This window comes from Pseudomonas sp. 22085 (assembly GCF_052045815.1).
GTDB lineage: Bacteria > Pseudomonadota > Gammaproteobacteria > Pseudomonadales > Pseudomonadaceae > Aquipseudomonas > Aquipseudomonas glycinae.
This window is the reverse complement of the sequence record NZ_JBQEQA010000034.1, coordinates 16477-39035: the sequence shown is the minus strand read 5'-3', so window position 1 is coordinate 39035 and position 22559 is coordinate 16477. Positions and strand designations below refer to the sequence as shown.

Below are 22559 nucleotides of genomic sequence, written 5' to 3'. Positions count from 1 at the left end.
CGCTTGTATGTTTAGACTTGAAGGGGTGGGCGGGACTAAAAGCTCGATTCCGACTCTAGCCAGTACGGACCGTGGGAGACTTCTCGTCCCGCCCTTTCTACCTAAAGCGCCGATAAGGAATTCATCGGTAAAACCGACGATAGAGGCAAGCCAGCGCTACGGTAGACCCCGACAAGCTCTTAAACCCTAGCTCCGAGGATTCGTCATGACAATCCTTACCTCGCCAACGGTGATTGGTGTCGATGTGGCCAAGGCCGAAATCGTTGTTTATCGCGAAGATCTGGAAATTACCCAGGTCATCAACAATGACCGCACGTCTGTAGGTCGTTGGCTGAAGACCTTGCCCGCACAAAGCTCGATCGCTCTGGAAGCCACTAATCTCTACCACCTGGACACGGCCGAACTGGCCCATGGTATGGGGCATCGGGTTTACGTCGTGGACCCTTACCGGGTGAGCCATTACCGCGAAAGCATCGGTCAGCGTGCAAAAACCGACCCTTGTGATGCACGTCTTCTGGCGCGTTATCTAACCAGTGAACAGCACCGGCTGCGGGTCTGGAGCCCACCACCACGGCACTACACGGTGTTGAAAAGTCTGCTTAACAAGCGTGCGCAGCTGATGAAGGCCCGAGTCAGTATCATGCTGAGCTGGTCAAACGAACCTCTCCTTGAAGATCTTTTGGCCCGTGGGTTGGAGCATTTCAAACAGCTTGATCAAGCCATTCAGGAATTACTCCGCAAAGTCAGCCAAGAGGCCGGCATTAGCGAAAACATCAGACGCTGCAAAGCGATTGAAGGGATTGGTGAACTCACGGCAACGGGCTTGGCAACTACGTATATGCGAGGTGAGTTCGCCAGCGCCGATGCGTTCATCGCCTTTCTGGGAATGGATTTGAAGGCAAAGGACTCAGGCAAGAAACACAGTCCTCGCCACTTGAGCAAAAAAGGTGACGGAGAATTACGGCGTCTTGCACACAATGCAGCTATGGCAGCTTGTCGGTCCCCTGTTTGGAAACCGTTCTATGAATCCTATCTGGCAAGAGGTCTAGCCAGAACTCAGGCTTTGGTCATCCTCGCCCGTAAGCTTTGCCGGGTGGCATTCGCCCTCATGAAAAATCAGAGCGAATACCAACCCAATTTAAGGTTGCAGGGTTCCCCTGCAACATAGAATCTCCCACAGATTTTGTGTTGTCCGCTGATGTTGTGTTCGACATGGACACTGTGGGAGCGGGCTTGCCCGCGATTTGATCTGTCAGGCGCTGACGCTCTCAGGCTGAATCAGCGCCAGCAACGTCCATCCCGAGCCGGGTTTCAGCGTGGTCTCCGGCGTCACCACGTGCACCCAACCACTGTCATCGCGCATGAACAGCAGCGTCGCGCGGTTGCCATGCAGCGCCCGGTAATCGTCCCAGCCAAACCCGTCCGTCAGAGTCGTGCTGTACAGCTCGGCGCCCTGGCTCAGTTGGCTGGCCAGTCTGGCGTAAGTCAGCGCCTCGCTCCCCAGTTGATTGCCGCGATGTTCGAGGCTGGCGCGGTGCTTGTCGCTGCGCCGGCTTTCCTGACCACTGGCCAGGCCGAACAGGCGTTGATGGCCGAAGTCATGACGAAAGCGCATGGCTGCCAGCGTATTGAGTTCGCCCGACGGTGACAGCGCCAGCAAATGCCCCAGTCCGACCAGGTCCAGATGCGCATCGGCGTGCTGCGAGGCCGGATTGCCAAAGTAGGTCGGCAAGCCTTCCATGCGCGCCGCCCGGATATTTTCCCAGCTTGAATCCGTCAGCAGCACCCGGCTGCCCAGCTGTTGCAGCGACTTGCCGAGCAGGCGCGCAGGCCCGTTCGCACCGACGATCAGGAAGCCGCTCGGCGCTGGTTCCGCAACCTTCAACAGACGCGCCAGAGGCCGGGCAGTCGCACTTTGCAGCACGACGGTGCCGATGATCACCGCGAAAGTCAGCGGCACCAGCAACAGCGCGCCTTCATGGCCCGCTTCATCCAGGCGAATCGCAAAGATCGCCGAGACCGCTGCCGCGACAATCCCGCGCGGGGCAATCCAGCACAACAGTGCACGCTCACGCCAACTCAGGCTCGAACCGGCGGTACTCAATACCACGTTCAGCGGCCGGGCGATCAACTGGATTACCAGCAATAGAATCAGCACCAGCGGTCCGAGGCCGATCAACGCCTTCAGATCCAGTCGCGCCGCCAGCAAAATGAACAACCCGGAAATCAGCAGCACGCTGAGGTTTTCCTTGAAGTGCAGGATGTGCCGCACATCCACGTTTTTCATGTTCGCCAGCCACATGCCCATCAGCGTCACCGCCAGCAGACCGGATTCGTGCATGACCTGGTTGGCGGCAATGAATATCCCCAGCACCGCGGCGAGCGATGCCAGGTTGTGTAGATACTCCGGCAACCATTGGCGCCGAATGATCGTACCGAGCAGCCAGCCGCCGGCAACGCCGAATGCACTGCCGCAGGCAATCACCCCGCCGAATGTCAGCAGGCTCTGTTCCAGGCCATTTCCTTCGGACCGAGCAATGATGAAGCTGTAGACCACCACCGCCAGCAGTGCGCCGATCGGGTCGATCACAATCCCTTCCCAGCGCAGGATGTTGGCGATCGAAGCCTTTGGCCGCACCACGCGCAGCATTGGCACGATCACGGTCGGGCCAGTAACCAGGGTCAGGCTGCCGAACAGGATGGCGAGCAGCCAGTCGAAGCCCAGCAGCCAGTGGGTCGCGACCGCAATCACTATCCAGGTCGAGAGCGCTCCGATGGTGACCAGCCGATGCACGACGCTGCCGATCTCGCGCCATTCCGACAAATGCAGGGTCAGGCTGCCTTCAAACAGAATCAGCGCCACTGCCAGCGACACCAATGGCATCAGTAGCGGGCCGAACATTTCCTGCGGGTCGAGCCAGCCCAGCACGGGGCCCGCCAGAATCCCGGTCAGCAGCAGGAACAGAATCGCCGGCAGCTTCAGGCGCCAGGCGAGCCATTGGCAGCCCAGCGCGGCGGCACCGATACCACCGAAAGCCAACAGAATTTGCTGCTCGTTCATTGAAGCTCCCTGTTCCTTGAAATAGCGGGCTATGAAAGACTAGCGGCCATTTCAACCGTTCACTCTTTATTTGCGCGCAGTGCCAAGTCTGCGTGTCTTGAGCGCCCATGCCTGCCATCGACCACCCACTGATCGACCAGTTTCTCGACGCCCTCTGGCTGGAAAAAGGTCTCTCCGACAACACTCGCGACGCCTATCGCAGTGACCTCGCGCTGTTCAACGGCTGGTTGCAGGACAAAGGTCTCGAACTGATCAATGCCGGTCGTGAACTGATCCTTGACCACCTGGCCTGGCGTCTGGAACAGAACTACAAACCCCGCTCCACCGCGCGATTTCTCTCCGGTGTACGTGGCTTTTATCGCTACCTGCTGCGGGAAAAACTGATTTCGGTCGATCCAACCTTACGCGTGGATATGCCGCAGCTCGGTCGGCCATTGCCCAAATCCCTGTCGGAAGCCGACGTCGAAGCGCTGCTGAAGGCGCCAGACCTGAGCGAAGCCATCGGCCAGCGTGACCGCGCCATGCTCGAAGTCTTGTATGCCTGTGGTCTTCGTGTCACCGAGCTGATCAGCCTGACGCTGGAACAGGTCAACCTGCGTCAGGGGGTGTTGCGGGTGATGGGCAAGGGCAGCAAGGAGCGGCTGGTGCCGATGGGCGAGGAGGCGATTGTCTGGGTCGAGCGCTACCTGCGCGACGGTCGCGGCGAGCTGCTGGGCGGGCGTCCCAGCGATGTGTTGTTTCCCAGTCAGCGCGGCGAGCAGATGACTCGGCAAACCTTCTGGCACCGCATCAAGCACCAGGCCAAGGTCGCCGGCATCAGTAAATCGCTGTCGCCGCACACCTTGCGTCACGCGTTTGCCACCCACTTGCTCAACCATGGCGCCGACTTGCGGGTGGTGCAGATGCTGTTGGGCCACAGCGACCTGTCGACCACGCAGATCTACACCCACGTCGCCCGCGCGCGGTTGCAGGATCTGCATGCCAAACATCACCCCCGTGGCTGAGCCCGTTTTGTCTTGCGACAGGCGCATTCGGCCACGCCAGCCTTATGTGGTAGGCTTTGCCGGTTTGCACGATGGGCGGTTATGACCCGGTGTTCCGGCACGGGCGTTCTGATCGTTCCATTTGTCCGCCTTCAGGAGTTCTCATGCGTCTGACCCAGATTTTCGCCGCCGCAGCCATTGCGTTGGTCAGCACCTTTGCCGCCGCCGATGACGCGGCCGACAAAGCGATTCGCCAAAGCCTGGAAAATCTCCAGCTCGACGTGCCGGTCGATACCATCACCGCCAGCCCGCTGCCCGGTCTTTACGAAGTCAAGCTCAAGGGCAGCCGGGTGCTCTACGCCAGCGCCGACGGCCAGTACATCGTTCAGGGCTATATGTTCCAGCTCAAGGACGGCAAGCCGGTCAACCTGACCGAGAAGACCGAGCGCCTGGGCATTTCCAAACTGATCAATGCGATCCCGGTGGCCGAGACCGTGGTTTACCCGGCCGTGGGTGAAACCAAGTCGCACATCACCGTTTTCACCGATACCACGTGCCCGTACTGCCACAAGCTGCACGCTGAAGTGCCCGAGCTGAACAAGCGCGGCATCGAAGTGCGCTACGTGGCGTTCCCGCGTCAGGGCCTCGGCTCGCCGGGTGACGAGCAACTGCAAGCCGTGTGGTGCTCGAAAGACAAGAAAGCGGCCATGGACAAAATGGTCGACGGCAAGGAAATCAAGGCCGCCAAGTGCGAGAACCCGGTTTCCAAACAGTTCGCCCTCGGTCAGTCGATCGGCGTGAACGGTACACCGGCCATCGTTTTGGCTGACGGACAAGTCATTCCGGGCTACCAGCCTGCGCCACAAGTCGCCAAACTGGCGCTGGGCGCGAAGTAATTCGCATCGTCACGCTCAGGTGTTGACGAGCGTGGTCCGGCGGCAGGATTGCCGGGCCATCAACAGAGAGCCGCGAACCTGCGGTTGTTTTCACGGCCGGCCTCGCGTCGGCCGTTTTATGGGGAGTTCACAGTGAAACCGGTCAAAGTAGGCATCTGTGGGTTAGGGACCGTCGGTGGCGGAACCTTCAACGTACTTCAGCGCAACGCCGAGGAAATTGCTCGTCGTGCCGGGCGTGGAATCGAAGTGGCACAAATTGCCATGCGCACGCCAAAGCCTCAGTTCCAGACGACCGGTATTGCGATTACCAACGATGTCTTCGAAGTGGCCACGAACCCTGAGATCGACATCGTCATAGAGCTGATGGGCGGCTATACCGTTGCCCGCGAGCTGGTACTCAAGGCCATCGAGAATGGCAAGCATGTGGTCACCGCGAACAAGGCTCTGATTGCCGTTCACGGTAATGAAATTTTCGCCAAGGCACGCGAGAAAGGCGTGATCGTGGCGTTCGAAGCGGCGGTAGCCGGTGGCATTCCAGTGATCAAGGCGATCCGTGAAGGCCTGTCCGCCAACCGTATCAACTGGGTCGCCGGGATCATCAACGGCACCGGTAACTTCATCCTCACCGAAATGCGCGAGAAGGGTCGCACCTTCGAAGACGTGCTGGCCGAGGCGCAAGCGCTGGGCTACGCCGAAGCCGATCCGACTTTCGACGTCGAAGGCATCGACGCCGCGCACAAGCTGACGATCCTGGCCTCGATCGCATTCGGTGTTCCGCTGCAGTTCGACAAGGCTTACACCGAAGGCATCACCAAGCTGACCACCGCCGACGTGAACTACGCCGAAGCGCTGGGCTACCGCATCAAGCACCTGGGCGTGGCACGCAGCACCGCCGCCGGTATCGAGCTGCGCGTACACCCGACGCTGATCCCGGCCGATCGCCTGATCGCCAACGTCAACGGCGTGATGAACGCGGTGATGGTCAACGGTGACGCTGCCGGTTCAACCCTGTTCTACGGCGCTGGCGCCGGCATGGAGCCGACCGCTTCGTCGGTGATCGCGGATCTGGTGGACGTGGTTCGCGCCATGACCTCCGACCCGGAAAACCGCGTGCCGCACCTGGCCTTCCAGCCGGACTCGCTGTCGGCTCATCCGATCCTGCCGATCGAAGCCTGCGAAAGCGCCTACTACCTGCGCATTCAGGCCAAGGACCATCCGGGCGTATTGGCTCAGGTGGCAAGCATCCTCTCGGAGCGCGGCATCAACATCGAGTCGATCATGCAGAAGGAAGTCGAGGAACACGACGGCCTGGTGCCGATGATCCTGCTGACCCACCGCGTGCTGGAGCAGCACATCAACGACGCGATCGCCGCCCTCGAAGCGCTGGCGGGCGTGGTCGGTCCGGTTGTGCGGATCCGCGTCGAGCACTTGAACTAAGCCGATCTCCTTCACCGGTCCCGCCAGCGGGGCCGGTGTCGTGAACACTGTCCATTGGAGTCAGTCATGCGTTACATCAGTACCCGCGGCCAGGCACCGGCCCTGAATTTCGAAGACGTCCTGCTGGCCGGTCTCGCCACCGACGGCGGTCTGTACGTCCCGGAAAACCTGCCACGTTTCACCCAGGAAGAAATCGCTTCCTGGGCCGGCCTGCCGTATCACGAGCTGGCTTTCCGCGTGATGCGCCCGTTCGTCAACGGCAGCATTCCGGACGCCGATTTCAAAAAGATTCTTGAAGAAACCTACGGTGTGTTTGCCCACAACGCCGTTGCGCCGCTGCGTCAGCTGAACGGCAACGAATGGGTGCTGGAGCTGTTCCACGGCCCGACCCTGGCGTTCAAGGACTTCGCCCTGCAACTGCTCGGTCGCCTGCTCGACTACGTGCTGGAAAAGCGCGGCGAGCGCGTGGTGATCGTCGGCGCCACTTCCGGTGACACCGGTTCGGCCGCCATCGAAGGCTGCAAGCATTGCGAAAACGTAGACATCTTTATCCTCCACCCGCACAACCGTGTGTCCGAAGTGCAACGTCGGCAGATGACCACCATCCTCGGTGAGAACATCCACAACATCGCCATCGAAGGCAACTTCGATGACTGCCAGGAAATGGTCAAGGCCAGCTTCGCCGACCAGAGCTTCCTCAAGGGCACCCGCCTGGTTGCAGTGAACTCGATCAACTGGGCGCGGATCATGGCCCAGATCGTCTACTACTTCCACGCGGCCCTGCAATTGGGTGGCCCGGCGCGTTCGGTGTCGTTCTCGGTGCCGACCGGTAACTTCGGCGACATCTTCGCCGGTTACCTGGCGCGCAACATGGGCCTGCCGATCAACCAGTTGATCGTCGCCACCAACCGCAATGACATCCTGCACCGCTTCATGAGCGGCAACCAGTACGTCAAGGAAACCTTGCACGCCACGCTGTCGCCGTCCATGGACATCATGGTCTCGTCGAACTTCGAACGCCTGCTGTTCGACCTGCACGGTCGCAACGGCGCGGCGATCGCCGGCTTGATGGATTCGTTCAAGCAGGGCGGCGGTTTCAGCGTCGAACAGGAGCGCTGGACCGAGGCTCGCAAGCTGTTCGATTCGCTGGCCGTGGACGATGCGCAAACCTGCGAAACCATCGCCGAAGTCTACGAACAGACCGGTGAAGTACTGGATCCGCACACCGCGATTGGCGTGAAAGCCGCTCGCGAATGCCGTCGCAGCCTGGACATTCCGATGGTGATTCTGGGCACGGCGCATCCGGTCAAGTTCCCGGACGCGGTGGAGAAAGCTGGTGTAGGAAAAGCTCTCGAACTGCCTGCACATCTTTCTGATTTGTTTGAGAGAGAAGAGCGCTGCACTGTGCTGCCGAATGAGCTCAAAGCCGTGCAGGCCTTTGTCAGTCAGCATGGCAACCGCGGCAAGCCTCTTTAAACGCGCAAAGCTGTCACATTTTGAAGCCCGTCTCCTGACGGGCTTTCTTGTTTTTGCATGCCACACTGCGCGCGTTTCGCCCACGAAGGACGGGCGAGTCGATGATGAAGGATGTGGCAATGCGGTTTTTTTCAGGATTGAAACCAGGGCTGTGCTGGTTGGTTTTATTGGGGGGCTTCGGGCTGTCGCAGTGGAGCGAATCAGCCCATCTGGCGAAGCATGCCGATGCGGTGGAGGCTGTTAAGCCCATCGAGCTGGATGAGCGTGAGCGTCAGTGGATTCGAGATAACCCCCGGGTGACTGTGGCGTCGGTGCAATACCCGCTGTATCTGTTTCAGGATGAACATGGCCAATGGAGCGGTTTGAACAACGATGTGCTCAAACACATCAGCGCCATGACCGGACTGCAGTTCGTCCACCAGGAGTCGTTCTCCACCGATCACATGCTCGAACGGCTTCAAAGTGGTGTCGCGGACATCAGCACGACACTGGCGATGAACGAAGAGCGCCGGGCATTTCTGGACTTCAGTCATGCGTTCGGTGGGGCGGGGTGGGTGTTTGTCGGGCATGCGGGCGAGCCTGCAATTCAGTCGCTTGAAACCCTGGCCAAGCGTGTTCTGGTGCTGCCGGCCAGGCATGCGCTGGAGGAAGGTATCCGGCGCGACTACCCGTCGATTGAAATCCGCTCCGTCAAGACCTATGCCGAAGCGCGCGCGCTGGTCGAGAGTGGAGAGGCCTACGCCACCATCGAAAACGAGATAGGTGCTCAGCTGTTTCCCTCCGGCCTGCTCAAGGTCGGTGGTCTGGTGGAGGGCAAGTGGGAGGCTGATCATCTGGCCGTGCGCAAGGGAATGCCAGAGCTTCTGAGCATCCTCAACAAGGCTTTGGGCGCTTTCTCGGTGGCTGAGCTGCGGTCCATGCGTCTGAAATGGCTGGCAGGCGTTTCCCCTGTGCCCGCCCCCTCGATCGGCGCACGAATGATCGAGTGGGGCTGCTGGGCAATGGGCGTTCTGGGCCTGTTTGGCCTGCTGTCGATAGTGTGGAACCGTCGACTGGCGGCCCAAGTGAAGCAGCGACGTGAGGCGGAAAAGGACCTGGGCGATCAACTGGCCTTTCAGCACGCATTGATCGATGCGATGCCCGACCCGGTGTTCGTTCGTGACCTGCAGGGCCGATTGCTCATGTGCAACCGAAGTTATGAAGATGCGCTTTCGGTCCGGCAGGAGCAGGTGCTGGGACGCATGCTGTTCGAGTTTGATGCACTGCCACAGGCTACCGCATTGATGCTGCACGACGAGTTCATGTTGCAAATGCATACGCGCAAGACGCGCTTCTGCAAGCGGCATTTATTGTTCAAGGGTGGCCTGCGGCAGATTTACCAATGGACGGTGCCCTTTTACAGTGCTGACGGAAAGCTGCGCGGTCTGCTGGGTGGCTGGACGGATATCACCCAGCGGCGGAAGGAAAACGGTTGTCGGTGTCCGCATTGAAGTTGGGAAAAGTCCTATAAAACCTGATTACTTTTCCGATGGGAGGCTTAGGACGACTGCCCTAGAGTGACAGGCCACTGCGGCGAGAATCCGCCCTTGTCGCTTCAGAGGTCGTCCCATGCGCTCGCTCAAAATACTGCTGCTTGAACCCGATCCGTTCCAGTTGATGGCGTTGCACCAGATGCTCAACGCCATCGGCATCTACGATGTATTGACCGCCCCTACGCTGGATTCGGCAAAGCGTTCACTTGAACGACGCGGCGCGGTCGATATCGCCATATGCAATCCTCAGCTCAAGGGCGGTGACGGACTGGCCCTGATCACCCATCTGGTCGTTCGACAAAGGGCACGAGCATTGATTTTGCTGGGGACGGTAGCCCCCAGCCTGCTGGCCGATCTGGAGAGCCTCGTGGAGGACGACGGGGTGAGGCTTCTGGGCAAGCTGCCTACGCCGGTTTCGGCGGTGCTGATGCGCAAGTTGCTGGACACCTACCTGTCGCCACCCCGACATCCGCTCAGTGCATGAGGCGGGCGGTTATTTTTCTGTCATCTTCAGCCTGCATGCTTCGTCAGGCCGGGTGACGCTCCGGGAGAGGCCGGTGACCGGCAGAACTTTCCTCTCGGGCCGGTGGTCATTTACAGTGAACACGCCCCAGACACTGTGTTTTCGGACTATTGAGTGGAGATCGAGATGGAAAGTATCAGTCTATTGCTCGGTGAGGCTCTGAGCCCGTATCAGGTGACGTTGACCCCTCGGGGGCGCCACGGCGAATGCCTGGTGACCTTGAAGAATGGCAGCGGCGCGATCGTGGTGGAGCGAGAATTCAATCAGGCGCAACTGAGCGACAAGCGCCAGCTGACGGATGTGGTTGACGGCCTGCACCGTGACATCCTGATTGCCGAAGGCCGGCTGGAACCCTGTGTGATCGCCGCGTTGCGAAACGCAGCCCTCGACAAACACCCGGCCCTCTGAAACTGATTATTCATTTGTGGGAACCTTCCTGCATCCAGATCAGTCAGACCCCGTAACAGCAGGAGCAAGCATTGTGCTCCGGTGTTTGTCGCTTGCTGCTACGGGTCTTTGATACAGACCACGTTTAACCCCGAGTCGTCTCCCCACTTCTCGGGGTTTCTTTTTGCCCGGATTTCACTGCGCGGCTTGTTGCTGAAAGAAAATCCGCGCCTGTTCCAGATAGTCCTGACGCCTCTCGGGGTCAAGCCAGTCGGCGTAGAGCCGGTCAAGATGCTCGTGGGGCAGGGTGCGCAACAGTTGATTGATCTCAGTGATCGCCTTTCGACCCGCCGTAGTGTCGGTACAGCCGACATGGCCGGACAGGTACTTGTCTGTGCCGCGAATTGCAAAGAACAGCAATTCGTCCTCGGCTATCTCGGCCTGCCGCGCCTGATAACGGATTTCCGGCCAGTAACCCAGGACCACCTGTAAACGCCCCAGGCGCTGCATCGACAACAGGCTGCTGAGTGCGTCGTTACCGTAATGGGGTGTCAACGCGCCATTCGGCGCCTGGCGCAGCAATGCATCGATGTACTCGCCATAGCTGCGCTCGGCTACCACGCCGACTTTTCGCTCGCCGTTGGCCAGAAATGCCGACAGGTCGACTTCATCGTCGACCAGAAACGGCTCCAGCACTTCGCGATCTTTCCGACGCACCACAAGCCCATTGCTGACAGCGCGAAACGCGGGGATGGAGAAAGCGATCCATTGCGCCCGTTCCTTGTTCCAGATCAGCGACGGATCGCAGGCGAAGGGATGTTCATGCAGCATTTGAGTGCCACGGGCGCGATTGACCCGCATCAAGGTGTGTTCGTATTGCGGCATGCCGGCAATCAGCATCGGCATCAATTGATCGATAACGCCCTGGCCCTTTTTCGGACCCTCGAAGATCGTCAGCGGCGGCAGGTCGCGCAGCAGCCAGATCAGCGTTGGCTTGGCCTGCGCCCACGCCGGCAGCACCAGCAGGAATAGCAGGCCGAACAACCGCCAGGTCCACCAATGGTGGGCGCGGTTCGAGGCCGAGGGCATCAGGCGATTCAGCTCAGATGGCTCCGTCTTCGCGCAGCCGGGCGATCTGCTTCTCGTCGTAGCCAAGATCGTGGAGTACCTGCGCATTGTGTTCACCGAGCTGCGGTCCGACCCATTCGGACGAACCGGGTGTCTCAGAGAGTTTCGGCACGATGCCTGGCATCTTGAAGGGTTTGCCGTCCGGCAGTTTGGCCTGCAGGAACATTTCCCGGGCCAGGTACTGCGGATCGTTGAACATGTCTTCGGCGCTGAAGATCCGGCTGGCGGGCACTTCCGCCTGGTTCAGCAGGTCCAGCACGGTTTGCAGCGGCAGCGAATTGACCCAGCGGTCGATCACGCCGTATAGCTCGTCGCGGCGAGTGTCGCGCCCGTCATTGCTGGCCAGCGCCGCGTCATTGGCCAGATCTTCACGGCCGATGATCAGCATGAAGCGCTTGAAGATTGCATCGCCGTTGGCGCCGATCTGCACGTGTTTGCCGTCGGCGCTGGTGTGGATCGAGGAGGGTGTGATGCCCGGCATGATGTTGCCGGTGCGCTCGCGAATGAATCCGAACACATCGAACTCCGGGACCATGCTTTCCATCATGGCGAAGATGGCTTCGTACAACGCCACATCGACCACCTGACCGAGACCGCCGTTGACCTCGCGATGACGCAAGGCCATCAACGCGCCGATCACGCCCCACAGGGCCGCGATCGAATCGCCGATGGAAATCCCGGTGCGCACCGGTGGCCGGTCTTCGAAACCGGTGATGTAGCGCAGGCCGCCCATGGATTCGCCGACTGCGCCGAAACCTGGCTGGTCCTTCATCGGCCCGGTCTGGCCGAAACCGGACAGGCGCACCATCACCAGTTTCGGGTTCAGCGCGTGCAGGGTTTCCCAGCTCAGGCCGAGTTTTTCCAGTACGCCGGGGCGGAAGTTCTCGATCAGAATGTCGGCTTCACCGAGCAGTTTTTTCAGAATCGCCAGGCCGTCAGGGTGTTTCAGGTTCAGCGTCAGGGACTTTTTGTTGCGCGCCTGGACGAACCACCACAGCGATGTGCCTTCGTACAATTTGCGCCATTTGCGCAATGGATCACCGCCATCCGGCGACTCGATCTTGATCACTTCGGCGCCGAACTCGCCGCAGATGCGCGAGGCAAAGGGCCCGGCAATCAAAGTACCCAATTCAATGACTTTCAGACCGCTGAGCGGTTTGTTGGCGAACGGCATGCGAAATCCTGTAGGACAAGGCTGAGCAGATACAGCGTTTTAACATAGCCGGCTGTCAGTCGCGCAAGGTTGATCGCCATCAATTCGTGGATTGCCTACAGCATCGGTTAGACTTGCCGACTTTCCTCGTATCAAGAAGCCCGTTCATGGCCCAGCCGTCCACTACCTACAAATTCGAACTGAACCTCACCGACCTCGACCGTAGCGTCTACGAGAACGTGAAGCAGACCATCGCCCGCCATCCTTCGGAAACCGAAGAACGCATGACCGTGCGGCTGTTGGCCTACGCGCTCTGGTACAACGAGCAACTGTCGTTCGGGCGTGGTCTGTCGGACGTGGATGAACCTGCGCTGTGGGAAAAGAGCCTGGACGACCGCGTCCTGCACTGGATCGAAGTCGGCCAGCCGGACGCCGATCGCTTGACCTGGTGCTCCCGTCGCACCGAGCGCACCAGCCTGCTGGCCTACGGCAGCCTGCGCGTCTGGGAAGGCAAAGTGATTCCGGCAATCAAGAACCTGAAGAACGTCAACATTGCCGCCGTCCCGCAGGAAGTGCTGGAAACCCTGGCCAAGGACATGCCCCGCGTCATCAAGTGGGACGTAATGATCAGCGAAGGCACGATCTTCGTCACCGATGACCGTGGCCAACACGAAGTCCAGCTCACCTGGCTGCAGGGTGAGCGCGGTTAAGTCCGCGCTACTCCGGAAAAATCCCACGTATTCAAGAGAAGCTCCTGTCACCCCATGCGTATCGATCCTCGCCCGTTGCCCGCCACTCTGCCGTTTCTCGGTGAACTGCCACCCCTGCTGACCCGCCTGTATGCGGCGCGGGGCGTGCAGTCCGAGGCGGAGCTGGACAAGAGCCTGGCGCGGCTGATTCCGTTCCAGCAGCTCAAAGGGATCGATGCGGCGGTTGACCTGCTGGTGACAGCGCTGGAGCAGCGGCAGCGGATCCTGATCGTCGGCGATTTCGACGCCGACGGCGCGACGGCCAGCACCGTGGGCGTGCTCGGTTTGCGCCTGCTGGGCGCGGCGCACGTCGATTATCTGGTGCCGAACCGCTTCGAATACGGCTACGGCCTGACCCGGGAAATCGTCGAAGTCGCGATGACCCGCGAGCCGCAGTTGCTGATCACCGTCGACAACGGTATTTCCAGCGTTGAAGGTGTCGCGGCCGCGAAGCGCCATGGCCTGAAGGTCTTGATTACTGACCACCACTTGCCCGGCGATGAACTGCCGCAGGCCGATGCACTGGTCAATCCGAACCAGCCCGGCTGCGAGTTCCCGAGCAAGGCGCTGGCCGGGGTCGGGGTGATTTTCTACGTGTTGATGGCTTTGCGTGCACGTCTGCGCAGTCTTGGCTGGTACGAGAACAAGCCGCAGCCAAACATCGGCGAACTGTTGGATCTGGTGGCGCTGGGCAGCGTTGCCGACGTGGTGCCGCTGGATGCCAACAACCGGATTCTGGTGCACCAGGGTCTGGAGCGAATTCGCGCCGGACGTGCGCGGCCGGGGATCAAGGCGATCCTGGAAGTGGCCAAGCGTGAGGCTTCGCGCATTACGTCTACCGACCTCGGATTTATCGTCGGCCCGCGCCTGAACGCGGCGGGGCGTCTGGATGACATGAGCCTGGGCATCGAATGCCTGCTGACCCACGACCCTGCGCTGGCCCGGGAAATGGCCGCACAACTGGACGGCATGAATCAGGACCGCAAATCCATCGAGCAAGGCATGCAGCGTGAAGCGCTGGCCCAGCTCAAGGACTTGCCGGTCGAGTCGATGCCGTTCGGTTTGTGCCTGTTCGATCCGGAATGGCACCAGGGCGTCATCGGTATCCTGGCTTCGCGGATGAAGGAGCGGTATTTCCGCCCGACCATCGCCTTCGCCGATGCCGGCGACGGCCTGCTCAAGGGCTCGGGCCGTTCGGTGCAGGGTTTCCATATTCGTGACGCGCTGAGCGTGGTCGCGGCACAACATCCGGATCTGATCAGCAAGTACGGTGGCCACGCGATGGCGGCCGGTCTGACCTTGCCGCAGGAAAATTTTCCGTTGTTCGCCGAGGCATTTGACGCTGAGGTGCGTAGGCAACTTCGCGAAGAGGACCTCACCGGGCGCCTGCTGTCGGACGGCACGCTGGCGGTCGAGGAGTTTCATCTGGAACTGGCTCGGGCCCTGCGCCACGCCGGGCCATGGGGCCAGCATTTCCCGGAGCCGCTGTTTCACGGGGTGTTCCAGTTGGTCGAGCAGCGGGTTGTGGGTGAGCGGCACCTGAAAGTGGTGCTGAAAACCGAATGCGGTTCGGTGAAGCTCGATGGCATCGCGTTCGGGATTGATCGCGATATCTGGCCGAACCCCACGATCAAGTGGGTCGAACTGGCTTACAAGCTCGACCTCAACGAGTTTCGCGGCAATGAAACCGTGCAGTTGATGATTGCTCATATCGAGCCGCGCTAAAGATCATTGCGCCCTTTACTGAAGGGCGCAGGCATCTTCAATTGTGCTGTTTCATTTCGGAACCCTCCCTCATCCCCGGATGTCGACTAGGCTCTAAGCACTGCTTGATTGGCCTTGTGACGTCTTGTCGAATTTTTTGCCCGCGGGGGCGGGTGCTGCACCTTTTTCCTGTCACTCGTCGACTTTTCAAACAGAACCCTGGAGCCTGCCCACTGATTTGAGAGGTGCCCCATGAGTCTGCTGCTTGAACCCTTTACCCTTCGCCAACTGACCCTGTCCAACCGCATTGCCGTGTCGCCCATGTGCCAGTACTCCAGCGTCGATGGCCTGGCCAACGACTGGCATCTGGTGCACCTCGGCAGCCGTGCCGTGGGGGGCGCTGGCCTGGTGTTTACCGAAGCTACGGCGATCACGGCCGACGGGCGGATCACCGCCGAAGACCTGGGCCTGTGGAACGACGAACAGATCCTACCGCTGCAACGCATCACCCGTTTCATCAACGCACAGGGCGCAGTGGCCGGCATTCAATTGGCCCACGCCGGGCGCAAGGCCAGCACCCATCGGCCGTGGATCGGCAAGCACGGCAGCGTCAAACCGGAGGACGGTGGCTGGATCCCGGTGGGGCCTTCGCCGATTGCCTTCGACCCGCAACACACCCAACCGAAACAGCTGGATGAGAGTCAGATCGCCCAGGTCATTCAGGATTTCGTGGCCGCAGCCAAACGTGCGCTTACCGCCGGTTTCAGTGTGGTCGAGGTGCATGCGGCGCACGGTTATCTGCTGCACCAGTTTCTATCACCGCTGAGTAATCAGCGACGTGACCAGTACGGCGGTTCGTTCGAAAACCGTATTCGTCTGGTGCTGCAAGTGACCGAGGCGGTACGCGCGGTGTGGCCGGAAGAACTGCCGGTGTTCGTGCGCCTTTCGGCTACCGACTGGGTCGAGGACGGCTGGAATCCGGATGAAACCGTGGAGCTGGCGCGACGCCTGAAAGCCTTGGGGGCTGATCTGATCGATGTGTCATCGGGCGGCACGGCAGTCAACGCCGAAATCCCCGTGGGGCCGGGATATCAGACGCGCTTCGCCGAACGAGTGCGCAAGGAGTCAGGTATCGCCACCGGCACCGTGGGAATGATTACCGAGCCGGCCCAGGCCGAGCACATTCTGCGGACCTGTCAGGCCGACATCATCTTCCTCGCCCGTGAGCTGCTGCGTGATCCGTACTGGCCGCTGCACGCCGACGATGACCTGGGGGGACGCAAAGCGGTGTGGCCGGCGCAGTATCAGCGTGCGACCCATCGGGATCAGCCGATTCACGAGTCTGATCTGCGGGATTGATTCCGACCCGCCGCAAAGCCTATAAAACCCGCCATTGAACTGGCGGGTTTTTTTCTTGCCTGCCGTACGGAATTGCAAAGGAATGGAACGCGATGTTGATCGAACGTGAGCTGACTGAGTCTGACTTGCCGCTGCTGGCGCTGATCGACCGCAGCGAGTTGGTCGAAGAATGCTATCGCGTGGAAAACGGTGAGTTGATTCTGTATCCGGCGCGTTTCGACATGCGCGGCTGGCCCGAAGGGGAGGCGGAGGACAATGCGCGGGTATTGGAAAAATGCTGGCGCAGCGGTGGGTGGCTACACGGGATTTTCGATGGCGAGACGCTGGTGGCGGCAGTGGTTGTGGATAACCGGGTTATTCACAATCAGGGTTTGAAGATGCGGCAGTTGAAGTTTCTGCACATCAGCCGCGGCTGGCGTGGACAGGGGCTGGGCGGGCGGTTGTTTGCCTTGGCCTGCGCCCATGGTCGGAGGATCGGCGCCGAGGCGCTGTACGTCTCGGCGACCGAGTCGCGCAATACCGTGGAGTTCTATCAGCGCCAGGGTTGCCGGTTGCTGGCGCAACCGGATCCCGAGCTGTTTGCACTCGAACCTCACGATATCCACTTTTACTGTCACCTGGACTGACGCCATCGCGAGCAAGCTCGCTTCCACAGGTTTTCGGTTGTACACAAGCTCTGTGATCAATCGATATCCATGTGGGAGCTGGCTTGCCAGCGATGAGGCCCGATCCGACGTCAGAGAATCATCAAGGGTATTTGCGCTTGTCCGGAGCCGGTGGGAAGTACTGGTACAACCAGGTCTCACTCAGCGTGCGGTCATTGGTGCGGATAAACAGCCGCAGTTCAACCGGCTCGACACTGTCGTTGGTCGGGTACCAGTCGAACAGGATCCGGTAGCCCTTGATGTCATCCAGCACCAGCACGCTGAAGTCCTGCACCTTGCCGTTGGAGCAAGTGACCACCGGTTCGATCCCGGTGCCCTGTGGCAGGCGATCAAGCCCACCACCGGTGAAGTCCACGGCAAAACGACGGGCCCAGACCGGCGGATAATGCTCGCCTGGAGCCCAGCCTTCGACGAAGCCCCCCATGCCGGAACGGGTCGCATGTACCCGCGCCAGTGGTGTGCCGACCGGTGGCAGGGCACTCCAGTAGAGCTTGTAGCCGTAGTTCAGCGAATCGCCGGCGGCTACCGGTTTCTTTGGTGTCCAGAATGCAACGATGTTGTCGAGGGTTTCGCCGGTTGTAGGAATTTCCAGCAGATCGATAGAGCCTTCGCCCCACGCGGTGGTAGGTTCTACCCACAGGCTCGGGCGCTTGCTGTACCAGTCGACGGTGTCCTGATAGTTGGCGAATTCGTGGTCGGTCTGCACCAGACCGAAACCTTTCGGATCGGTGTCGGCGAAGGCGTTGAATTGCAGGGTTGCCGGGTTGTTCAGCGGGCGGCAGATCCACTCGCCGTTGCCACGCCACATGGCCAGACGATCCGAGTCATGGATTTGCGGGTGGATGGTATCGCACATCCGGCGCTCGTGGGTGCCGCAACTGAACATGCTGGTCATCGGAGCGATGCCCAGTTGTTCGATGGCGGTGCGGGCGTTGATGTGAGCATCGACTTCCATCACCACGCGCTCAGCCTGGCAATCGATGTCGAAGCGATAGGCACCGGTCGCGCTCGGCGAGTCGAGCAGGGCGTAGACCACAAAGCGGGTCGCGTTCTGATCCGGGGTCTCGAACCAGAACTTGGTGAAGTCAGGGAATTCTTCGCGTTTCCTGGCGTAGGTGTCGACAGCCAGGCCACGGGCGGAGAGGCCATATTGGCCAGTGGCATCCACCGCGCGGAAGTAGCTGGCGCCGAGGAACGACACCACGTCATGTCGATCCAGTTCCGGCGCCTTGAACAGCTTGAAGCCGGCAAAACCCAAGTCACCCTTGAGCTGCTGGGTGTCGACCGAGGTGTTTTCGTAGTTGAACAGCTGAGGGCGGAAATGCACCTCGCGGGCCGTGCGGGTCTTGGGATCGACGCTGTACATGCGCACCGGCTGGCGGAAACCCATGCCGACGTGGAAGAACTGCACGTCGAGCTGACCCTTGTTCTCTTTCCACAGCGAATGCTCGCCGTCGTAGCGGATCGCGTTGAAGTTTTGCGGGGTCATGGTCGCCAGGGTCGGCGGCAGCACCTGTTTGGTGTCCTGATACGCGCTGCCGGCCAGTTGCTTGGCCTGGCGCTTCAGCGTTTCGAAGTCGAAGGCCTGTGCTTCACCGTCGGCGGCACCGCCAGAGGCGGCCCAGGCGCGTGCGGCGAGCAGGCCGGAGGCGGAAAGGCCGGTGTAAGCCGCAATGGCCATGGACGCTTTGAGCAAATTCCTGCGGTGCATAAATACAACCTGTCGTGGACAATCCCGCGCCGTTCCTGGCACGTACTGGATCAGAAATTACGGTTCGGACAAGCCTTCGGCCAAACGCTACGGACTAGTACAGATGCCCGCTAGCTTAATCGGTTCGCCGATTTTGCAAAATTCATTGATATCACGGCGACAGCGTCTCAATGAAACAAGACGTTACGGTTACTTATCCCACAGTCTTTTCTGATTTATAGGGCATATCTGCTTTTTTCGACTAATTACTCTAAAAACCACTTTTCAGCGCCGATTTAATTTCTATTCTATGGGCATCGCCGGTCACGACTCATCCGACCGGCAGGGCTCAAATCGCTGCTTAAAGGAGCAGGGCGATGCGGTTTTCGAGAAATTTCTGACGTACTGGAAAAGGACATCGTCCATGACAAAAGGACAAGGCATCACCGAAATGTTGGGCATCTTTCCCTGCCTCACCAACGTCCGGCGAAGACGCCGGCTCAGTCCTGACGAACTGAAACTGGTGGAGCGTTACCGCGAGTTGTCGGAAAGCGACCGGATTGCGATGCGGTATCTGGTGGATGCGATGAGGAGTGTTTCGCGGTTCTAGGGAGGTGAACAGCCAGCCGTACTTGCTACGGCTGGTTTACCAATTTTCTGGTTGTTCTGCGCGCTGGTGCAGAATTCTCAAGACCTGGATCTGGCCATCCTCCAGGCGATATGGCGCAATGAATGGATAACGGGTCAGCACCAGTTCGCGTGTATCCGGCACGACTGAAGGCCGGCCTGAACCCGGAAATTGCTTCAATTGATCAAACGCTCCAAGAATGGAGTTCACGACACCAAACGCTGGATTGGCACCCAAGATGCCTTGGTAATACTCAAAAATTGTTTCGAGATCGTTTTCAGCTCGTTCAGTCAGTACTACGTTCGGCACGTTTTGCCCACTTAGCCTTCACGGCATCCAGATCGGTAAGATTTCCAGCATCGGCATCAGCAATCCCCTCGCTGATGGCTTGCAGATGCCAAGACTCCGCTTCCACATATCTAACCAACGCACGCTTGAGATGGTACTGGCGGTCTCGGTCAGTGGCCGCGGCCAATTGATCCAATTGTTGAGCGAGCAATTCTTCGACGCGGAAGGATAAAACGGGCGAGGCCATGGAAGATCTCCTGCGTGTGTATACGCTGTAAACGACGTAGACACCCTAGGCCGCAATAACATCGGCGTCAACCAGTCAGAGTGCGAGGTTGAGGAAAACTCTAGTGGACTTGAACGCCGCTGGAAGACGGGATGTGTTGCGAAATGCTTGGATAATACCCCGGTGACCTAATCGCCGCCGGGGCAAAGCCACTGACTTTCAGAGTCAGCCGCAAGAGCGCGGCGCTGGATACGGCTGCTGTACTTGCACCAATTCAGGCATATCACGCCATTTCACCCAAGCCTGTTGTTGCCAATGCAACAGCGGCACGGTGACGCCTGCCCAATGCACCGAGCTCAGGCTCGGGCAGTTTTCCGCTGTTACTGAGTTGGTTTCCCGCAGGATGGGGATCACCTCATTACTCAGCCATTGCCGCAGGTTGCGGTTTTCCGGGATGAAATGATGGACGAGCAGCGCGTACATGCCGGATTCGCTGACCATCGGTGTCTCGACAACTTTGCCGTACTTGCGCAGCCGGACGGTGCGGCGTTGGTCGGGGTCGAGTTTGAGCGTGACGCGTAGGTTCAAGGGATGGCCCATCATGCGGCCGAGATCCTGAGCGCAGAACCAGGCTTGATGATCGAGCAGGAGAGCGTGGAGGAAGCGGTTGTGGCGGGTGAAGACGGTGGGAGTGAAATATTCAGTATTCGGATTGTGAGTAGGTGCTGGCATGAGATGACTTCCGTTTCGAGTAGGAAAGTCGCCACCAACTCTTCGAAAAGTTGGGTGGCGAACCGAGTGGCGTTCGAAGTCGGGTTACTTCCTGTCGAAACGGAAAAGGCGGAAGGCCCGCGCCACACGGCCCGCCATAACGCAGAACTGAAGTTGCAAAGCAGCCGCAGTTCAATGGGGGCACGCAAGCACCGTTTTGACAGATTTCCGGCTTCGACCCCGGGCCGCTGATTGGGCAGCGACGGGGTAAAGCCTATCGGTCAGGCGCTAGCGGCGCCAAGTCTACTCTGCCGACGCCATTCGTAGGAAAGGGGACTGAATGCTGAGGGTTCGGTCTGTAGGAAGCGAGTAACTGACGCTGAAAGAAATCAGCCCCGAAATTGTGATAAATCCGGGGCTGTTTTTCTTAGCGACTAACTTTCCAAGCATCCCCAGCCGGCGCCTTCCCATGGTCATACGGCTTGCCAATCCACATGTAAACCAGCCCCAGCCCAATCACGATCGCCGTACTCAGCACCATCGCGTAGTTGATGTACCACGCCGCATCGGGTGTGCGTGGCCAGGCCATGTTGATGATTGCGCCGACGCCATACACCAGCGCGCCGATGTTCACCGGCCAGCCCCAGGCGCCGAGGGTGAATTTGCCGCTCGGTTTCCAGCCTTTGCTGCGGGCGTACAGGGCGGCGAGGACGATCATCTGGAATGCGAGGTAGATGCCGATGGCGGCGAAGCTGACGATGGTGGCCACGGCGTCTTGCAGGAAGAAGCCGAGGGCGATGATCAGGCCGGGCAGGACGCCGGACACGAACAGGGCGGCAACCGGCACCTGGGTCGTAGGAGAAATCTTTTTCAGCAGTCGGCTGCCGATGACCATTTCATCGCGAGCGTAGGAATACAGCAGACGACTCGCCGCCGCTTGCAGGCTGATGACGCAGGAGATGAAGGAAATCATCACCACGCCCATCACCACTTTCGAGCCGATCGGACCGAAGGCGTTGTTGAGGATGGTGGTGACCGGGTCCTTGTCGGTGCCGTTGATCACCGCCTGCATGTCCGGCACGGCAAGGATCAGCGCCAGGCAAGCGAACATTGCCGCGATGCCGCCGATGTAGATGGTCATGCGCATGGCCACCGGGATTTTTGCGCTCGGGTTCGGGGTTTCTTCGGCGACGTCGCCGCAGGCTTCGAAGCCGTAGTAGAGGAACATCCCCGCCAGCGAAGCGGTGAGGAATGCCGGTAGGTAGGAGCCGTCGACGCTGATATCGAAGGTGTTGAACAGCACGCTGATCGGTTGGTGACGCTCGAAAATCAGCAGGTACACGCCGACGATCACCGCGCCCACCAGTTCGCAGAGGAAGCCGAACATGGCGATCCGCGCCAGCACTTTGGTGCCGCTGAGATTGACCAGTGTGGCGAACAGGGTCAGTACCAGGGCGATCACGATATTGGTGTTGTTGCTTGGCTCAAAACCCAGCATGGCGGCGAGGTACGGGCCGGCACCGACCGCAACGGCGGCGATGGTCACGCACAGGGCGATGGAGTAGATCCAGCCGACCATCCATGCCCATTTCTTGCCCACCAAGCGACGCGCCCAAGGATAGACACCGCCGGAAATCGGGAACTGCGACACCACTTCGCCGAAGATCAGGCACACCAGCAACTGACCGCAGCCGACCAGCAAATAGGCCCAGAACATCGGTGGCCCGCCAGCGGCCAGACACAGGCCGAACAGGGTATAAACCCCTACAACCGGTGACAGATAAGTGAAGCCCAGTGCGAAGTTTTCCCACAGGCTCATGCTGCGGTTGAAGTTGGAGGTGTAGCCCAGTTGACGCAGTTGTTCGGCATCGCTGTCGGCAACGGCGGCTGAGAGTTCGGGTGATGCACTCATGTGTGTTTGCTCCGTGAAATCGGCAGATTTCGGATGGCCGAAACCGTGGCG

21 protein-coding genes are annotated in these 22559 nt (G+C 59.8%); 13 read left to right on the top strand and 8 right to left on the bottom strand.

All coding sequences use genetic code 11. The features are described from left to right. Positions 1-205: 205 nt before the first annotated feature. Positions 206-1168: an IS110 family transposase gene (locus ACTJK7_RS28300; RefSeq protein WP_440779566.1), complete on the top strand. Its 963-nt coding sequence runs from the start codon at positions 206-208 to the stop codon at positions 1166-1168. A gap of 84 nt (positions 1169-1252) precedes the next feature. On the opposite strand, the gene ACTJK7_RS28295 is transcribed toward ACTJK7_RS28300, so the two are convergent. Further along, entirely contained in the window at positions 1253-3061 is a 1809-nt protein-coding gene (locus tag ACTJK7_RS28295) for a cation:proton antiporter (RefSeq protein WP_108559741.1), read from the bottom strand. A 107-nt stretch (positions 3062-3168) separates the two neighbouring features. Here ACTJK7_RS28295 and xerD point away from each other — a divergent pair, with 107 nt between their 5' ends. From xerD to ACTJK7_RS28260, 7 genes are all read left to right on the top strand, one after another. Then, positions 3169-4065 (top strand): site-specific tyrosine recombinase XerD, encoded by an 897-nt coding sequence (gene xerD / locus ACTJK7_RS28290; protein WP_011332616.1) that lies wholly within the window; start codon positions 3169-3171, stop codon positions 4063-4065. Positions 4066-4208: 143 nt separating this feature from the next. After that, the gene (gene dsbC, locus ACTJK7_RS28285; RefSeq protein ID WP_108559743.1) at positions 4209-4940 is read left to right on the top strand and encodes a bifunctional protein-disulfide isomerase/oxidoreductase DsbC; all 732 of its coding nucleotides are present in this window, start codon (positions 4209-4211) and stop codon (positions 4938-4940) included. Between the two features lie 132 nt (positions 4941-5072). After that, complete coding sequence (locus ACTJK7_RS28280; RefSeq protein WP_011332618.1) at positions 5073-6377, top strand: homoserine dehydrogenase; 1305 nt, start codon at positions 5073-5075, stop codon at positions 6375-6377. A 66-nt stretch (positions 6378-6443) separates the two neighbouring features. Beyond that, on the top strand, positions 6444-7853 hold the full coding sequence (gene thrC, locus ACTJK7_RS28275) for a threonine synthase (RefSeq protein ID WP_323151615.1): 1410 nt from the start codon (positions 6444-6446) through the stop codon (positions 7851-7853). Between the two features lie 119 nt (positions 7854-7972). Next, a complete protein-coding gene (locus ACTJK7_RS28270) occupies positions 7973-9343 on the top strand; it encodes a transporter substrate-binding domain-containing protein (protein ID WP_323151623.1) in 1371 nt (456 codons plus the stop codon). A 118-nt stretch (positions 9344-9461) separates the two neighbouring features. Continuing rightward, entirely contained in the window at positions 9462-9869 is a 408-nt protein-coding gene (locus tag ACTJK7_RS28265; protein ID WP_064382410.1) for a response regulator, read from the top strand. A 165-nt stretch (positions 9870-10034) separates the two neighbouring features. Then, positions 10035-10316 (top strand): DUF3509 domain-containing protein, encoded by a 282-nt coding sequence (locus tag ACTJK7_RS28260; protein ID WP_064382409.1) that lies wholly within the window; start codon positions 10035-10037, stop codon positions 10314-10316. Between the two features lie 174 nt (positions 10317-10490). Here ACTJK7_RS28260 and ACTJK7_RS28255 read toward each other — a convergent pair whose 3' ends face one another. After that, positions 10491-11384: a TIGR02285 family protein gene (locus tag ACTJK7_RS28255; RefSeq protein ID WP_440781018.1), complete on the bottom strand. Its 894-nt coding sequence runs from the start codon at positions 11382-11384 to the stop codon at positions 10491-10493. Positions 11385-11397: 13 nt separating this feature from the next. Then, positions 11398-12597, bottom strand: a complete 1200-nt coding sequence (locus ACTJK7_RS28250; protein WP_011332623.1) for a CaiB/BaiF CoA transferase family protein — start codon at positions 12595-12597, stop codon at positions 11398-11400. A gap of 146 nt (positions 12598-12743) precedes the next feature. On the opposite strand from ACTJK7_RS28250, the gene ACTJK7_RS28245 reads away from it, so the two are divergent. From ACTJK7_RS28245 to ACTJK7_RS28230, 4 genes are all read left to right on the top strand, one after another. Further along, positions 12744-13286 carry a YaeQ family protein gene (locus tag ACTJK7_RS28245; protein ID WP_011332624.1) on the top strand — a complete coding sequence of 181 codons (543 nt, stop codon included), beginning with the start codon at positions 12744-12746 and terminating at the stop codon, positions 13284-13286. Positions 13287-13340: 54 nt separating this feature from the next. Next, entirely contained in the window at positions 13341-15050 is a 1710-nt protein-coding gene (gene recJ, locus ACTJK7_RS28240; protein WP_323151617.1) for a single-stranded-DNA-specific exonuclease RecJ, read from the top strand. Positions 15051-15281: 231 nt separating this feature from the next. Continuing rightward, complete coding sequence (locus tag ACTJK7_RS28235) at positions 15282-16388, top strand: NADH:flavin oxidoreductase/NADH oxidase (protein WP_108559749.1); 1107 nt, start codon at positions 15282-15284, stop codon at positions 16386-16388. A gap of 92 nt (positions 16389-16480) precedes the next feature. Further along, the gene (locus ACTJK7_RS28230; RefSeq protein WP_011332627.1) at positions 16481-17014 is read left to right on the top strand and encodes a GNAT family N-acetyltransferase; all 534 of its coding nucleotides are present in this window, start codon (positions 16481-16483) and stop codon (positions 17012-17014) included. Between the two features lie 121 nt (positions 17015-17135). Here ACTJK7_RS28230 and ACTJK7_RS28225 read toward each other — a convergent pair whose 3' ends face one another. Continuing rightward, complete coding sequence (locus ACTJK7_RS28225; RefSeq protein WP_108559751.1) at positions 17136-18764, bottom strand: glucan biosynthesis protein D; 1629 nt, start codon at positions 18762-18764, stop codon at positions 17136-17138. 403 nt (positions 18765-19167) lie between these two features. On the opposite strand from ACTJK7_RS28225, the gene ACTJK7_RS28220 reads away from it, so the two are divergent. Continuing rightward, complete coding sequence (locus ACTJK7_RS28220) at positions 19168-19353, top strand: hypothetical protein (RefSeq protein ID WP_007954656.1); 186 nt, start codon at positions 19168-19170, stop codon at positions 19351-19353. A gap of 36 nt (positions 19354-19389) precedes the next feature. On the opposite strand, the gene ACTJK7_RS28215 is transcribed toward ACTJK7_RS28220, so the two are convergent. The 4 genes from ACTJK7_RS28215 to ACTJK7_RS28200 form a co-directional block, all read right to left on the bottom strand. Further along, a complete protein-coding gene (locus ACTJK7_RS28215; RefSeq protein ID WP_108559753.1) occupies positions 19390-19680 on the bottom strand; it encodes a type II toxin-antitoxin system RelE/ParE family toxin in 291 nt (96 codons plus the stop codon). Beyond that, positions 19658-19906, bottom strand: coding sequence for a CopG family ribbon-helix-helix protein (locus ACTJK7_RS28210; protein WP_039769579.1), 249 nt, complete (start codon positions 19904-19906; stop codon positions 19658-19660). Before ACTJK7_RS28210 ends, ACTJK7_RS28215 begins: the two co-directional genes overlap by 23 nt. Positions 19907-20110: 204 nt before the next feature. Then, the gene (locus ACTJK7_RS28205) at positions 20111-20617 is read right to left on the bottom strand and encodes a BRO-N domain-containing protein (RefSeq protein WP_085688856.1); all 507 of its coding nucleotides are present in this window, start codon (positions 20615-20617) and stop codon (positions 20111-20113) included. 406 nt (positions 20618-21023) lie between these two features. Next, the gene (locus ACTJK7_RS28200) at positions 21024-22508 is read right to left on the bottom strand and encodes an APC family permease (protein ID WP_108559755.1); all 1485 of its coding nucleotides are present in this window, start codon (positions 22506-22508) and stop codon (positions 21024-21026) included. Between the last annotated feature and the right edge of the window lie 51 nt (positions 22509-22559).